The following is a 15,529-nucleotide window of genomic DNA, read 5'->3' as shown; positions in this document are numbered from 1 at the left end:
CCACGCACCACCCCACGCTCCACACCCCAACGCACCACCCCACGAACCAGGGAGACCACCGCCGTGAAGACCCGAGCCCTCGCCGGCCTCGCGATCGCCGCCGTCGCCACCGTCGCACTGTCCGGCTGCGTCCAGAGCGCCAACGCCGCGAACGACAGCGCCGACAGCGACACCGGCAGCACCAGCCTCACCGTGTTCATCAGCGGCGACACGAACGTCCAGGACCTCTGGGACAAGTCGCTCATCCCCGCCTTCGAGAAGCAGCACCCGAAGATCTCCGTCCGCACCAGCATCGACCTGCACGGCGAGCACGACGCGCAGACCCAGGCCAACCTGGCGACCGCGGTCAAGGCCGACAAGACCGTGGCCTACGACCTGGTCGACGCCGGCTTCGTCACCACCGCGGGCAAGGCCGGCCTGATGGCGACGGTCGACGACAGCGCGATCCCGAACATGAAGAACGTGCCGAAGGCGACGAAGCAGCAGGGCGGCGACCGTGCCATCCCGTACCGCGCATCGAGCGTGCTGCTGGCGTACGACACCAAGAAGGTGTCGACGCCGCCGAAGACCCTCGACGCCCTGCTGTCGTGGATCAAGGACAACCCCGGTCAGTTCGCCTACAACTCGCCGTCCTCGGGCGGTTCGGGTGGTTCGTTCGTGATGACGGTCCTGGCGAAGTACCTGTCGGAGAGCGAGCAGTCCACGATGCAGACGACGTACGACAAGTCGCTCGAGTCGAAGTGGGACGAGGGCTTCGCCACGCTCAAGGACCTCGGCCCGTCGATGTACCAGAAGGGCGTCTACCCGAACGGCAACGACCAGGTGCTGCAGATGCTCGGCTCCGGCCAGATCGCCATGGCCCCGGTGTGGAGCGACCAGTTCATCACCGCGCAGAAGGCCGGCACGATCGGCAAGGACATCGCGTTCACACAGATCTCCGACCCGACGTTCACGGGCAGCGCGAGCTACCTCGGCATCCCGAAGACCGAACCGAAGGCCAAGAAGCAGGCCGCCGAGGAACTCGCCGACTTCGTCCTGTCCTCGAAGGGACAGCAGCTCGTCGCGAACGCCGTGTCCGGCTACCCGGTCATCCCGCTCAGCTCGCTGCCGTCGAGCGTCGCCGAGCAGTTCTCGAAGGCCGACCCGTCGAAGCTCCGCCTCGGCTTCCAGAGCGAGTTCGCCGCCGACATGAACGCGGCGTGGGACGCGAAGGTCCCGCAGTGACCCAGACCGTCCCGAACGGCCCGGCGCTCGACCGGGAGGCCCGTGGCGACTCCGCCACGGGCCTCCCGCCCGTCCCCGCCCCGGCCCAGGGCGCCACCGACCCGACCGACCGGCGCACGGTCCAGCAGCGGCTGGAGCGCCGCCGGCGCCTGCAGGGCATCGCGCTCGTCACCGCCCCGGTGCTGGTGGTCGTGCTGTTCGTCGGCGTGCCGGTGGTCAACGCCGCCCTGTTCAGCCTCGGGTTCACCGGCGGGCTGAACCAGGCGCTCGCCGACATCGGCCAGGACACCGTGCGCGGGTTCTCGTTCGGGGTGTACGGCACGCTGCTCGGCAACCCGACGTTCCTGCGCGACCTCGGCGCCACGATCGGGGTCACGGTCGCCTCGACCGGACTGACGATCGCGCTGGCCGTGCTGATCGCGGTGATCCTGCGGCTGCGCGGCGGGTTCCTCGGCCGGACGCTCAGCGTGCTGGCCGTCGTGCCGATCTTCGTCCCCGTGGTGATCGCGAGCTGGTCGATCCTGACGTTCACCGACGCGCAGGGGTTCCTGCGGAGCGCCGGCGCCCAGGTGGGCATCGACGTGCCGGTGTGGGGCTACACGCTCGTCGCGGTCGTGTTCGGCAGCGTCTGGACCAGTCTGCCGTTCGCCGTGCTCATGATCGCCGGGGCGCTGCAGGGCACACCCGACGCCCTGATCGAGGCCGCGAAGGACGCCGGTGCCAGCACGTGGCGCGTCGTGTGGCAGGTGCTGCTGCCGATGGCCGCGACGCCCATCGTCATCGCGACGACGTTCACCGTGATCGGTGTGCTCGGGTCGTTCACGGTGCCGTACTTCACCGGTCCGAACGCCCCGTCGATGCTCGGCGTCGACATCTCCAAGTACTTCCAGTCGTACAACCGGCCGCAGCAGTCCACCGCGATGGCGTTCATCGTGTTCGCATTCGCCGCAGCTGCCAGCGTCTTCTACCTCCGGTCCACCGTGCGCTCGAACGCGCGCGAGCTCGGGAAGGGACAGCGATGATCAAGCGCCTCACCGGCACCGCACTGGTCTGGGCGACCGCCGTCGTCCTGGCCGTGTTCATCGCCGGCCCCCTGCTGTGGCTGGCCGTCCGGGCCTTCGCCTCCAGCTGGACGTACCCGAACCTGCTGCCCGACGGGTGGACCCTGTCGTGGTGGGGGACCGTGTTCCAGGACCCGTCCCTCGCCGTCGCCGTGCAGAACTCGCTCGTGCTGGCACCGCTGACCGTCCTGATCGCCGCGGTGGTCTGCCTGCCCGCTGCGTGGGCGATCAGCCGGATCGAGTTCCCCGGACGCCGGCTGGTGCTCGTCGGGCTGTTCGCCACGAACGCCTTCCCGAAGATGGGCCTGTTCGTCACGATGTCGGCGATGTTCACCGCGCTGAACCTGATGAACACCGTGACCGGCATCCTCATCGTGCACGTGCTCGGTTGCGTCGTGTTCATGACGTGGCTGCCCGCGGCGGCGTTCTCGGCCGTGCCGCGCTCCCTCGAAGAGGCCGCGCGCGACGCCGGGGCAGGTCGCTGGCGCACGTTCTGGTCCGTCACGCTCCCGATCGCCTGGCCGGGCATCCTCGTCGCGATGGTGATGAGCTTCCTGGCGTCGTTCGACGAGGCCCAGGGCACGTACCTGGTCGGCGCCCCGACGTACATGACCATGCCGACTGCGATGTACTCGCTCGTCCTGAACTCGCCGCGGCAGGTGTCGGCGGTGTTCGCGATCGCGCTGAGCATCCCGTCCGTGGTGCTCATGACCCTGGCCCGCAAGCACATCATGGGCGGCCGCCTGGCGGACGGGTTCCAGATCCGATGACCACTCCCAGCACGAAAGGCGACCCCATGACGGACGCAACGCTCGTCGCGGACCCCGCACCGAGCCTCCAGACCGGCGGACGGCCCTCCGACGGCCGGACCACCGACGGCCGCACCGGCGGCGGACTCGCGCTGCGGGGACTGACCAAGTCCCTCGGCGGCCGCGACGTCGTCGCCGGCATCGACCTTGACGTGGCGAAGGGTGAGCTCGTCTCGCTGCTCGGCCCGTCCGGCTGCGGCAAGACGACCACGCTCCGCATGGTGGCCGGCTTCCTGCCGGTCGACGGCGGCACCGTGACGATGGGCGGCGCCGACGTCACCGACCTGGGACCGGAGCGCCGTCCGAGTGCGATGGTGTTCCAGAACTACGCGCTCTGGCCGCACATGACGGTCACGCAGAACGTGGCGTTCCCGCTCCGCACCCGCCGCGTGTCCAAGCAGCGGACGGCCGAACGCGTGCGCGAGGCCCTCGAGCTGGTCGGACTGACGCACCACGCCGGGTCGAAGCCGACCGCGATCTCGGGTGGCGAGCAGCAGCGCGTCGCCCTGGCGCGGGCGATCGTGCAGGAGCCCGACGTGCTGCTGCTCGACGAGCCGCTGTCGAACCTCGACGCCAAGCTGCGCGTGAGCGTCCGCGACGAGATCCGCCGGATCCAGCAGCGCCTGGGCATCACGACCGTCATCGTCACCCACGACCAGGACGAGGCGCTCAGCGTGTCCGACCGGATCGCGGTGATGCACGACGGCCGGATCGAGCAGGTGGCGTCGCCGACCGACCTGTACGCCCGGCCCGCCACTCGGTTCGTGGCCTCGTTCATCGGTGCCACCAGCTTCGTGCGCGGCGCGTTCCTGGCCGACGTGCGCACGCCGTTCGCCGACGGCGACGAGGTCCTCGTCCGACCGGAGGAGGTCACGCTCGTGTCGGACGCGACCGTCACGGCGACCGTCACCCGCGTGCTCATGCGCGGGCACTTCGCCGAGGTCGTGCTCGCCGCCGGTGACGCCGAGCTGCGGTCGTTCGTGACCGGTGCGCCGCCAGTGATCGGCAGCACCACGGGCGTCCGGCTCGGGTCGGTGCTGGTCTACCGCGACGGCGCACTGGTGGAGGGCCCTCGATGAGCACCGAGACGCTGCCGACGGTCGACGCCGAGCATGGCGCGCGGTCCCGTGTCCGCCTGCCGCGCCTGGTCGCCCACCGCGGTGCGCCGCGTGTCCGCCGCGAGAACACCCTGCCCGCCGTCGCGGTCGCCGAGGCGCTCGGGGCCGACACGATCGAGGTCGACGTCCGGCGCACCGCCGACGGGGTCGCCGTGCTGGTGCACGACGAGACCCTCGGCCGGCTGTGGGGAGACGCCCGCCGCGTGTCGGAGGTCGCGTGGTGCGACGTGGCCCGGCTGGGCAACGGCCTCGACCGCATCCCGCGGCTGGACGCCGTGCTCGAGCGGCTCGACGGCTGCCGGTCGGTGCTGCTCGTCGACCTGACCGACCCCGTGGACGCCGTGGTCGCCGCCGCCACCGTCGCGGGCTCCACGGCCTCGGTCACCGTCGCCTGGTGCGGGGCGCCCGACGCCATGCACGCCGTGCGCACGGTCCTGCCGGACGCCGACGTCTGGCTTGCGTGGGAGTCGCTCGAACCGCCGACGCCCGCCGACCTGGTCGACCTGACCCCGTCGACGCTCAACCTCGACGTCGCGTTCCTGACCCCGCGCACGGTCCGGGCGGCGCACGACCTCGGACTGCAGGTCTCGGTGTGGACGGTCGACGACCCGGAACCCGCGCTGTGGGCCGCCCGGCTCGGCGCCGACTCGATCACGACGAACGACCTGGCGCTGGTCCGTGCCGCCATGGCCGCCGCCGAGCGCGACGGTTGGCCGGAGCCCGCGCGCGAGCCGACCGAGACCGAGGTGGCATCGCGAGCCCAGGCCCTGGCACACCGGATCGCGCACGAGGTCATCGCCTTCACGCGCGAGCACCCCGTCGGCACGATCACGACGAAGGCACACGCAGCCGACCTGGTGACCGACGTCGACCGGCTCGTCGAGCAGCACGTCCGCGGTCGGGTCCGCGCTGCCTTCCCGACGCACGGGTTCACCGGCGAGGAGTACGGCGAGGCCCCCGGCGACAAGCACCGCTGGTACCTCGACCCCGTCGACGGCACGACGAACCTGGCGAACGGCATCCCGTGGACCAGCATGTCGCTCTGTCTGACCCGCAGCGGCCGACCCGTCGTGGGCGTCGTCGCGGACCCGTGGCGGGGCGAGGTGCTCGAGGCCCGTCGTGGTCGCGGTGCCACGATCCGCGACCGGCAGCTCCGGCTCGACGACGTCCCACGGCCGTTGGCGGGCGCCGTCGTCGGCACCGAGCTCGACGGGCACCTGCCGTGGCCGGGCTTCGGCGCGTTCCTCGACGCGCTCGCCGCCCGCTCCTGCACGCTGCGGGTGCAGGGCTCCGGCACGCTCACGATCGCGCAGGTCGCGGCCGGTCGGGGGATCGGCGGCTGCGTGTCGTCGTTCAACCCGGTTGACCACGGCGCCGCGGTGCTGCTCGTCCACGAGGCGGGCGGCGTCGTGATGACCGAGGACGGTCCGGTGTCCGGCTTCCCCGAGCTCGGTGCGCCGTTCCTGGTGGCCCACCCCGGAGCCGCCGACGAACTGCACCAGGTGTGGGTGGGGGCGCTGCGCTCCGCCCGTTGACGGACTGGAGGCGCGTTGCGGGCCCGCCCCGCGCCTCCAGGCCGTTCGGTGGTGACGTCCACCGCATTCTGTGCGGCCACACAGTCACCGGTCGTCCGGCGACCCTACTGTGGCAACTCCACGGACACCGTGTCCGTGCCGAAGGAGCAACGCCATGGGATTCCTCGACCGCCTGCTCGGCCGTGAGGACCGATCGCAGCAGCAGGGCTGGAACGCGCAGCAGCCGCAGCAGCCGAGCTGGGGGCAGCCCCAGCAGCAGGGCTACCAGTACGGCCAGCAGTCGTACACCGCGGCGCCCGCTCCCGGTGCCGGCGCCCCGGGCGGGGTCGCTGGTCCGGGTGGTGCGCGCTCCGAGGACGAACAGGCCGTCGAGCGGTACCGCTACCTGCTGAAGACCGCGCCGCCCGAGCGCATCGAAGAGGTCCACGCCGAGGCCTTCGAGCGCCTGACGCCCGAGCAGCGCCGCATGGTCTACGACGAGTTCACCCGCACCGCTCCCGCGGGCGAGGCCCCGCGCGGCGACGACCCACGCTCGCTGGCACAGGCGGCGACCCGCTCCGAGATCCGGCAGCCCGGCTTCATGGAGCGCTCGCTCGGCGGCATGAACGGTGGCATGAACGGCCGCGGCGGCATGGGCGGCGGGTTCGGCCAGCGCCAGGGTCCGTCGTTCGGCGGGATGCTCGGCGCGTCGATCCTGGGGACCGTGGCCGGCTACGTGATCGGTTCGACGCTGATGAGTGCCTTCCTGCCGGACCCCTCCGGGTTCGACGGCGGGACGGACGCCTCGGGCGACGGCGGCAACGACGCCGGATCGGGGGATGCGGGTGACGGTGGTTCGGGGGACACTGGTGCCGAGAACGCGTCGTGGGACGACGGCGGCGGCTCCGACTTCGGAGGCGGCGGCGGATTCGACGACTTCGGCGGCGACATGGGCGGCGGATTCGACATCTGACGCCTGACCGGTGCCGACCCTTCCTTGTTGCACGGTCCACGAAGGAGTGGCGGCATGGCCATCATCGAGGCCTCCGGGCTGACCAAGACCTACCGATCCAAGTCGGGGCCGGTGCACGCGCTCGCCGGCCTCGACCTGTCCGTCCCGCAGGGCACCGTCATGGCGCTCCTCGGGCCCAACGGCGCCGGCAAGACCACCACGGTCAAGGTGCTGACGACCCTGATCAAGCCCGACGCGGGCACCGCCACGATCGCGGGCATCGACGTCGTCGCCGATCCCCAGGCCACCCGGCGGTCGATCGGCGTCTCCGGGCAGTACGCCGCCGTCGACGAGAATCTGACCGGGTTCGAGAACCTCGAGATGATCGGGCGGCTCTACCACCTGGGCGGCAGGGCCTCGCGGCAGCGGGCACGTGAGCTCATCGACGTGTTCGACCTGTCCGAGGCCGGCGACCGACCCGTCAAGGGGTTCTCCGGCGGCATGCGGCGGCGGATCGACCTGGCCGGTGCGCTCGTGATGAACCCGAGCGTGCTGTTCCTCGACGAACCGACGACCGGACTCGACCCGCGCAGCCGACTCGCGCTCTGGGGGATCATCGAGCGTCTGGTCGCCGACGGCGCGACCGTGCTGCTGACCACTCAGTACCTGGAAGAAGCCGACCGGCTCGCCGACGACATCGCGGTGATCGACGACGGCACGGTCATCGCCGAGGGCACCGCCGACCAGCTCAAGGCCCAGGTCGGCGGCCACCGGGTGGTGGTCACGCTGGTCGACGACGCCGACGGCGACGCGGCCACGACGGTGCTGCGGCGGTACGGCACGGGTGCGGTCGAGGTCTCCGGCGACGGACGCACGTTCGGCATCGCGGTCGACGCCGGGCCCCCGGCGCTGCAGCGCGTGCTGGCCGACCTGGGCGAGGCGGGCATCGAACTCCACGACGCCGGCATGCGACGCCCCACGCTCGACGACGTGTTCCTGCGTCTGACGGGGCACGCGGCGACCGAGGACGACGGCGACGGGCCGGGCGGTGCTACCGGTGCCGGCGCCGGTGCCGGTGGTCGTTCTGGTGCGGCTGCTGCTGGCGCCGGTCCCGGTGCTGGTGGTGCTGCGCGCTCGCGCGGTCGTGCTGACGCGTCCGAGGAGCGGGTCCGATGACCGCCACCGTGACCGCGCCCGGTCGGCAGCTGCCCGTCGTCGTCACCGCGCCGCTGGCCGTGTGGTTCGAGGACGGCTGGACCGTCACCAAGCGCAACCTGATCAAGATCAAGCGGTCTCCGGACATGCTCGTGTTCGCGGTGCTGCAGCCGATCATGTTCGTGCTGCTGTTCAGCCAGGTCTACGGTGGCGCGATCGCCGTGCAGGGGACGGACTACACGCAGTTCCTGATGGCGGGGATCTTCGCGCAGACGGTCGTGTTCGGGGCCACGTTCTCCGGCTCGGCGATGGCGCAGGACCTGAAGGAAGGGCTCATCGACCGGTTCCGCACCCTGCCGATGTCGGCGTCCGCGGTGCTGGTCGGCCGGACCAACAGCGACCTGGTGCTCAACACGATCTCCATGGTGATCATGATGGTGACGGGCCTGGCGGTGGGGTGGCGGGTCAACTCGTCGCCGCTCGAGTTCCTGGCCGGTGTCGGACTGCTGCTGCTGTTCAGCTACGCGTTCAGCTGGGTGATGGCGCTGCTCGGCATGAGCGTCAAGACGCCCGAGGTCATCAACAACGCCTCGTTCATGATCCTGTTCCCGCTGACGTTCGTCTCGAACGCGTTCGTCCCGAGCGACACGCTGCCGCTGGTGTTGCGGGTGTTCGCCGAGTGGAACCCGGTGTCCTCGCTCGTGCAGGCCGCGCGCGAGCTGTTCGGCAACGTCGGGTCGGCGCCCGTGCCCGACATCTGGACGATGCAGCACCCGGTCGTCACGGTCCTGATCGGCATCGCGGTGATGCTCGTCGTGTTCGTGCCCTGGGCCGTGTCGAAGTACACACGGATCAGCGCCAAGTAGGCGGTTCTGCACAGGTCGGTCCGGGTGGCGTGCGACGCGTCACCCGGACCGCTTACGATCGACTCCTGTTCGTCGGGCACCCCCGACGTCCCGGCAGCGAGAGGGCCCATGACCGCGACAGACACCGAGCGCGCCGACCCGTCGGTCCGAGCGCCTCGATCCGGCCGGAACACGCGCCTGCGGCAGTGGATGCTGCAGGGGTCCGACCGGGGTGCCGACCACCAGGGTCCGCACCAGGTCGAGGTCGAGAAGACCCACTCGTGGTGGCGCGTCATGTGCCTGACCGGCGTCGACTACTTCTCGACGCTCGGCTACCAGCCCGCCATCGCCGCGCTCGCCGCCGGACTGCTCTCGCCGATCGCCACGATCGTGCTGGTGCTCGTCACGCTGTTCGGTGCGCTGCCCGTGTACCGCCGGGTGGCACAGGACAGCTTCCGCGGCGCCGGGTCGATCATGATGCTCGAGAAGCTGCTGCCGTGGTGGGCGGGCAAGCTCTTCGTGCTCGTGCTGCTCGGGTTCGCGGTCACCGACTTCATGATCACGATGACGCTGTCGGCCGCCGACGCCACCGCGCACATCGCCGAGAACCCGTTCACCCCGCACTGGTTCACCGAGATCCCGGTGCCGCTCACCCTGGCGCTGCTGCTCCTGCTCGGCGTGGTGTTCCTGCGCGGGTTCAAGGAAGCGATCGGCATCGCCGTCGGCCTGGTCGCCGTGTACCTGGTGCTCAACGCGGTCGTCGTCGGCGTCGCCCTGTGGCACGTGTTCGAGCGCCCGATGGTCGCCACCGACTGGTGGAGCAGCCTGACCGCGCAGCACAGCAACCCGCTCGTCATGGTCGGCATCGCGCTCATCGTCTTCCCGAAGCTCGCGCTCGGGCTGTCCGGCTTCGAGACCGGTGTCGCGGTCATGCCGCAGGTCACGGGCGACCCGAGCGATGCGACCAGCGCCCGGCCCGAGGGGCGCATCCGCGGCACCAAGCGGCTGCTGACCACGGCGGCGGTGATCATGAGCACGTTCCTCATCACCTCGTCGATCGTCACGACGTTCCTGATCCCGCAGCGTGAGTTCCAGCCCGGGGGCGGGGCGAACGGCCGGGCGCTGGCGTACCTGGCCCACGAGTACCTGGGCGGGGTGTTCGGGTCGGTGTACGACTTCTCGACCGTGGCGATCCTGTGGTTCGCCGGCGCGAGCGCGATGGCGGGACTGCTGAACCTGGTGCCCCGGTTCCTGCCGCGCTACGGCATGGCGCCGCAGTGGGCCCGAGCGACCCGACCGCTCGTCATCATCTTCACGCTCATCGCCTTCGTCATCACGATCATCTTCCAGGCGAACGTCGACGCCCAGGGCGGTGCCTACGCCACCGGCGTGCTCGTGCTCATCACGAGTGCCGCGGTCGCGGTGACCCTGTCGGCCCGCCGCAAGCAGCAGAAGAAGCGCACGATCGGGTTCGGCATCATCGCGGTCGTGTTCGTCTACACGACCGTCGCCAACGTGATCGAACGGCCCGACGGCGTGCGCATCGCGGCGATCTTCATCATCGCGATCGTCGTCGTCTCGCTCGTGTCACGCGTGCGCCGCTCGTTCGAGCTCCGCGCCTCGTCGATCGAGCTCGACGCCACCGCGCGGCAGTTCGTCGAGGCCGACGCCGACCAGTTCAGCTCGGTCTGCATCATCGCGAACGAGCCCGGCGCCGGCACCGCGGCCGCGTACCGGGCGAAGGGGCGCGAGGAACGCCGTGACTCGGGCATCCCCGCCCGTGTCCCGACGATGTTCCTCGAGGTCCTGCCCGCCGACTCGTCCGACTTCGAAGAGGACCTGGTCGTCGAGGGCCACGTCGTCCACGGCCACCGTGTGCTGCGTGTCCGGTCCGGCAACGTGCCGAACACGATCGCGTCGACGCTGCTCGCGATCCGCGACCTGGCGGGTGTCGTGCCGAGCGTGTACTTCGAGTGGAACGAGGGCAGCCCGATCCGCAACGCGATCCGGTTCGTCTTCACGGGCGTGGGCGACGTCGCCCCGGTCACGCGCGAGGTCCTGCGTGAAGCCGAGCCCGAGGTCTCGCGGCGACCGAGCGTCCACGTGTCCTGACCGGGCTGGCCGACGGCCGCGCTGGCCGACGACCGGGCTAGCTGACGATCTGGTCGCGGACCTTCCGCCGCAACACCTTGCCGATCATCGAGCGCGGCAGGTCCTTGACCACGACGACCCGGCGCGGCACCTTGTACGCCGCCAGGTGCTCACGAGCGTAGGCACGCAGGGCGTCGGCGTCGAACGCGGCAGCGTCGACCGGCACCACGGCGGCGACGACCTGCTCGTTGCCACCCTGGGTGATCCCGACGACGGCGACCTCGCGCACGCTGGGGTGCTTCACGAGGGTGTCCTCGACCTCGGTGGGTGAGACGTTGAAACCGCCGGTGATGATGAGCTCCTTGAGCCGGTCGACGATCCGCACGAACCCGTCGGCGTCGATGGCCACGATGTCCCCGGTGCGGAACCAGCCGTCCGCGGTGAAGACCTCGTCGGTCGCGTCGGCCCTGCCCCAGTACCCGCCGAACACCTGCGGGCCGCGCACCTGGAGTTCGCCGGGCTCGTCCGTGCCGAGCACCTTCGTGGGGTCGTCCGGGTCGGCCACGCGGGCCTCGGTCGAGGGCAGCGGCAGGCCGATCGAGCCCTCGCGGCGGGCGTCGGACACCGGGTTCGCCATCAGCACGGGGGAGCACTCCGACAGGCCGTAGCCCTCGACCAGGAAGCCGCCGGTGCGGGCCTCCCACGGTTCGACGACCTCGGCCGACAGCGGCATCGCCCCCGAGATGCCGATCTCGATGCCGCGCAACGAGACCTTCTTCGCGTCGGCCGCGTGCTGCAGCCGCGCGTAGATCGGCGGCACCGCCGGCAGGAACGTCGGCGGGTGCTGTTGCATGGCCGTCAGGACCAGGGCGGGTTCGAAGGCCGGGAACAGCACCAGGCGCGACGCCATGCTCATCGCGAAGGTCAGGCAGAGCGTCAGGCCGTAGGCGTGGAACATCGGCAGGATCGCGTACACGACGCTGCCGTCGCCCGGCTGGATCTGCGGGACCCAGGCACGCGCCTGTGCAGCGTTCGCGATGAGGTTCCGGTGGGTCAGCGTGGCACCCTTCGGCGTGCCCGTGGTGCCCGAGGTGTACTGGATGAGCGCGACGTCGTCGGTCGCGGGCCGGGCCGTGCGGCGGGGCAGTCGTCGCGACGTCACCAGGTCGTCCCACTTCGTGGTGCCGCGCACCTTCGTCGTGAGCTTCGCGCGGGACTCGCGGGCCTTGGCGACGGGGAGCGACAGGGCGAGCCGGGTCGTGCGCGGCATGGCCTTCGTCAGGTCGACGGACACGATCGCATCGAGCCGGACGTCGGCGGGGAAGTCCTGCAGCGTCTCGACCGACTTGTCCCACACGATCGCGACACGGGCGCCGTGGTCCTCGAACTGGTGCCGGAGTTCGCGCGGGGTGTACAGCGGGTTGTGCTCGACGACGACGGCGCCGATGCGCAGTGCGGCGTAGAACGCGACGACGTGCTGCGGACAGTTCGGCAGCACGAGCGCGACGCGGTCCCCGGCGACCACCCCGAGCTTCCGCAGGCCGTTCGCGGCGCGGGCGATCTGGTCCTCGAGCTCGGCGTACGTCGTGGTCCGCTTGAAGAACTCCAGCGCCACCTTCTTCGGGAACCGCTTCGCCGACTGCTCGACCAGGTCGACGAGTGACCCCGACGGCTCGTCGATGTCGTGCGGGACGCCGGGGGCATAGGCGGCAAGCCAGGGACGGGGCGTGTCGATGGTCACCCGCCCAACCTATCGGCCGCACCGACAGCGGGCTGTGAGCGGACCCGGGCCCTGGGCGGACCCGAGGCTGAATGTCAGGAGCACGACGCACGATGGGGACATGTCCTTCGTCACCGACGCCTTCCGCTCCCGGCTCAACACCACGTTCACGGGGAGCTCGACGGACCGTCCGGCCTGGGTCGACGAACTCGAACAGGGGAGCGACGCGGGCTTCTTCGGCCCGGGCTCGGCAACGTGGTCGGTGCACGGCGGCAAGCAGACCATCGTCGCGGGCGTCCGGGCGCTCCTGGTGCAGGCGATGCACCCGGGGGCACTCGCCGGCGTCGCCGACCACTCCCGCTACCGCGAAGACCCCTTCGGTCGACTGGCGGGCACGATCCGCTGGATCTACACGGTCTCGCACGGTGACACCGCCACCGCGACCGGCGCCAGCCAGTGGGTGCTCCGGCTGCACGAGAAGGTCCGCGGGCAGTACGTCGACGGCCACGGCGTGACGCGCGACTACACCGCGAACGACCCGGACCTGGCGCGCTGGGTGCACCTGGCCTTCACCGACGCGTTCCTGCGCGCCGCCGAACAGTGGGGCGACCCGATCCCCGGGGGTGCCGACGCCTACGTGCGCGAATGGGCGATCGCCGGCCGCCTGATGCGCGTCGAGGACCCGCCCGAGTCCGAGGCCGAACTGCGTGCGCAGATGAACGGCTACCTCGACCGTGGTGAGCTCGCGGTGACGCCACGCACCCGCGAGGTCCTGCGCTTCATCAAGAACCCGCCGCTCGCCCGCATGCTCCGGCCGGGCTACCAGGCGCTGTTCCAGGGCGCCGCGTCGACGCTCGACCCGCGACACCGGTCGATGCTGGGGCTGCGGGCACCCGCGATCGGCCCGGTCGAGCTCCCCGTCGGGCGCGCGACGGGGCTGGTCCTCGACGGGATCGGCTCGGTGCTCGGCAACCAGACGGGGACCGAGCGCGCAGCGCTCGCCCGGATCGCACGGCTCGAGCGCGAGGGCGCGGCGCCGGCGGCCTGAGTCCGCACATCTGAGGACGGGCGCGCCCCGCTGCGCGGTGACGCGCCAGCGTCACGCGGGGCGCGCCGACCGAGCCTGCGAGGGAGGGGTGCCGGCTGGCACCGGGCCTCCTGTCCGTCTCGTGGGGCGTCAGAAACCGGACGGCACCCGCGGCGTGTACGCGGACTCGAGTCGCGTCACCTCGTCGTCCGTGAGCGTGATCGCCGCGGCAGCCACCGCATCGTCGATGTGCTGCTCCTTGGTCGCGCCGATGATCGGTGCGGTGACGGCGCTCTTGCCGGACACCCACGCCAGGGCGACCTGCGCCATGCTGACGCCGCGGTCCTCGGCGACCTGCTGCACGGCGCCGACGATCGCGCGGTTGGCGTCCTCGTCCTGGCGGTACAGGGTCTTGCCGAACTCGTCCGTGTCCGACCGCGAACCGGAGCCCGCGCTGTCCCACGGGCGGGTGACCTTGCCGCGGGCCAGGGGGCTCCACGGGATGACGCCGACGCCCGTCGCGGCGCAGTACGGGTGCATCTCGCGTTCTTCCTCGCGCTCGAGCAGGTTGTACTGGTCCTGCATGCTCACGAACTTCGTCCACCCGTGCAGCTCGGCAGTGTGCTGCATCTCGGCGAACTGCCACGCCCACATGCTGCTCGCGCCGATGTAGCGGGCCTTGCCGGACTTGACGACGTCGTGCAGGGCCTCCATCGTCTCGGCGATCGGGGTGTTCGGATCGAAGCGGTGGATCTGGTACAGGTCGACGTAGTCGGTGCCCAGGCGCTGCAACGAGGCGTCGATCTCGTGCATGATCGCCATGCGGGACAGGCCTGCGCCGTTCCGGCCGGGGCGCATCCGGTTGAACACCTTCGTGAACACCTGGACGTCCTCGCGGGGACCGAGCTCGCGCAGGAGCGTGCCCGTGATCTCCTCACTGCTGCCGGCGGAGTAGACGTTCGCCGTGTCGAACGTCGTGATGCCCGCGTCGAACGCCCGGCGGACGAAGGGCCGCGCCTCGTCGATGCCGACGCTCCACGCGTGCGAGCCGCGGTCCGGGTCGCCGTACGACATCATGCCCAGGACGACGCTGCTGATCTCGAGGCCGGTGGCGCCGAGGCGGACGGTCTTCATGCCTTCGCTCATGCACTCACCCTGGCATCGCGGCCTGTGACGGCGAGCAGACGGACCTGCAGCGGGGCGTCGTCGTCGACCTCGACCGGTGCGGCGTACAGGCCCGTCGCCGCGAGGGACTCGATCTGCGGCTCGAAGTGCTGCCAGACCGCGTGCACCAGCGCGTCGGGCAGGTGGTCGTCGCTGCCCGTGGCCCGTGCGAGGTCCCACGTGTGGATCGTGATGTCGCTGGTCTGCTCGGCGAGGTACTCGCCCGCGGTCACGACGTCGGTCTCCAGGTGCACGGGGGTGTCCTGCGCGGACTCGTGCCAGGACGCCGTCGCGGCACCGGCGAACCGGTCCCAGGCGGCCACCAGGTCGTCGCCGATCGGCTCGACGGCCAGGTCGTCCTTCGCCTGGGAGTAGTCGCAGCCCGTCAGCAGCAGGGGGATCCACCGTTGCTCGTCGATGACGTGCGTGACGAGGTCCCGGGTCGTCCACTCCGAGTCCGGCGTCGGGGCGTCCCAGTCCGTCACGGCAGCGACGCGGCGGCCGAACTCGGCGGCCGCGAGGGCCTGCAGCGCGATCCAGTCGGTGGCCATGGTGGTGCTCCTGTTCATGCGGTGGTCGTGCGGGTGGGCTGGGGTCTGTCGAGCTGTGGTGCGGTGCGGTGCGGTGCGTTTGTGGTCTGGTGTTCGTGGAACCGACACCATGCTCCGCAGATTCCCGTCGCCCAACCTACGCGTGCTCGCCCGCCCCGCGGGCTGCGCTGGCGCGCGCGGGCGCGGGCGCGGGCGCGCGGTCCGGTCTCCGGGGGTGGGTGGGGGGCGAGCGGGCGTGGGTGGGGGCGAGCGGGCGTGGGCGGGGGCGAGCGGGCGTGGGTGGGGGCGAGCGGGGGTG

At 71.3% G+C, this 15,529-nt stretch carries 13 protein-coding genes; 10 read left to right on the top strand and 3 right to left on the bottom strand.

Features of this window, described 5'->3' with window-relative positions; genetic code table 11:
- Nucleotides 1-63 precede the first annotated feature (63 nt).
- The 9 genes from ACLBWP_RS12465 (at nucleotide 64) to ACLBWP_RS12425 (ending at nucleotide 10,790) form a co-directional block, all read left to right on the top strand.
- Entirely contained in the window at nucleotides 64-1,224 is a 1,161-nt protein-coding gene (locus ACLBWP_RS12465; protein WP_447655415.1) for an ABC transporter substrate-binding protein, read from the top strand.
- The gene (locus tag ACLBWP_RS12460; protein WP_447655414.1) at nucleotides 1,221-2,246 is read left to right on the top strand and encodes an ABC transporter permease; all 1,026 of its coding nucleotides are present in this window, start codon (nucleotides 1,221-1,223) and stop codon (nucleotides 2,244-2,246) included. The genes ACLBWP_RS12465 and ACLBWP_RS12460 overlap by 4 nt, the downstream gene beginning before the upstream one ends.
- Nucleotides 2,243-3,055, top strand: a complete 813-nt coding sequence (locus tag ACLBWP_RS12455; protein ID WP_447655413.1) for an ABC transporter permease — start codon at nucleotides 2,243-2,245, stop codon at nucleotides 3,053-3,055. Before ACLBWP_RS12460 ends, ACLBWP_RS12455 begins: the two co-directional genes overlap by 4 nt.
- Nucleotides 3,056-3,081: 26 nt before the next feature.
- Nucleotides 3,082-4,173, top strand: a complete 1,092-nt coding sequence (locus ACLBWP_RS12450; RefSeq protein ID WP_447655412.1) for an ABC transporter ATP-binding protein — start codon at nucleotides 3,082-3,084, stop codon at nucleotides 4,171-4,173.
- Nucleotides 4,170-5,747, top strand: coding sequence for an inositol monophosphatase family protein (locus tag ACLBWP_RS12445; protein WP_447655411.1), 1,578 nt, complete (start codon nucleotides 4,170-4,172; stop codon nucleotides 5,745-5,747). The genes ACLBWP_RS12450 and ACLBWP_RS12445 overlap by 4 nt, the downstream gene beginning before the upstream one ends.
- Nucleotides 5,748-5,901: 154 nt before the next feature.
- The gene (locus ACLBWP_RS12440; protein ID WP_447655410.1) at nucleotides 5,902-6,699 is read left to right on the top strand and encodes a hypothetical protein; all 798 of its coding nucleotides are present in this window, start codon (nucleotides 5,902-5,904) and stop codon (nucleotides 6,697-6,699) included.
- Nucleotides 6,700-6,753: 54 nt separating this feature from the next.
- Nucleotides 6,754-7,854: an ATP-binding cassette domain-containing protein gene (locus ACLBWP_RS12435; RefSeq protein WP_447655409.1), complete on the top strand. Its 1,101-nt coding sequence runs from the start codon at nucleotides 6,754-6,756 to the stop codon at nucleotides 7,852-7,854.
- Nucleotides 7,851-8,699, top strand: coding sequence for an ABC transporter permease (locus tag ACLBWP_RS12430; RefSeq protein ID WP_447655408.1), 849 nt, complete (start codon nucleotides 7,851-7,853; stop codon nucleotides 8,697-8,699). Before ACLBWP_RS12435 ends, ACLBWP_RS12430 begins: the two co-directional genes overlap by 4 nt.
- A gap of 108 nt (nucleotides 8,700-8,807) precedes the next feature.
- Nucleotides 8,808-10,790, top strand: a complete 1,983-nt coding sequence (locus ACLBWP_RS12425) for an amino acid transporter (RefSeq protein ID WP_243561250.1) — start codon at nucleotides 8,808-8,810, stop codon at nucleotides 10,788-10,790.
- Between the two features lie 37 nt (nucleotides 10,791-10,827).
- Here ACLBWP_RS12425 and ACLBWP_RS12420 read toward each other — a convergent pair whose 3' ends face one another.
- Complete coding sequence (locus ACLBWP_RS12420; protein WP_447655407.1) at nucleotides 10,828-12,510, bottom strand: long-chain-fatty-acid--CoA ligase; 1,683 nt, start codon at nucleotides 12,508-12,510, stop codon at nucleotides 10,828-10,830.
- Between the two features lie 100 nt (nucleotides 12,511-12,610).
- On the opposite strand from ACLBWP_RS12420, the gene ACLBWP_RS12415 reads away from it, so the two are divergent.
- Nucleotides 12,611-13,537 (top strand): oxygenase MpaB family protein, encoded by a 927-nt coding sequence (locus ACLBWP_RS12415; protein WP_447655406.1) that lies wholly within the window; start codon nucleotides 12,611-12,613, stop codon nucleotides 13,535-13,537.
- A gap of 129 nt (nucleotides 13,538-13,666) precedes the next feature.
- On the opposite strand, the gene ACLBWP_RS12410 is transcribed toward ACLBWP_RS12415, so the two are convergent.
- Nucleotides 13,667-14,650, bottom strand: coding sequence for an aldo/keto reductase (locus tag ACLBWP_RS12410; protein ID WP_447655629.1), 984 nt, complete (start codon nucleotides 14,648-14,650; stop codon nucleotides 13,667-13,669).
- Between the two features lie 8 nt (nucleotides 14,651-14,658).
- A complete protein-coding gene (locus tag ACLBWP_RS12405) occupies nucleotides 14,659-15,231 on the bottom strand; it encodes a TIGR03086 family metal-binding protein (protein WP_243561247.1) in 573 nt (190 codons plus the stop codon).
- Nucleotides 15,232-15,529: the final 298 nt, after the last annotated feature.

The organism is Microbacterium sp. M1A1_1b, from assembly GCF_053345565.1.
This window is presented reverse-complemented; position numbering and strand designations above follow the sequence as displayed.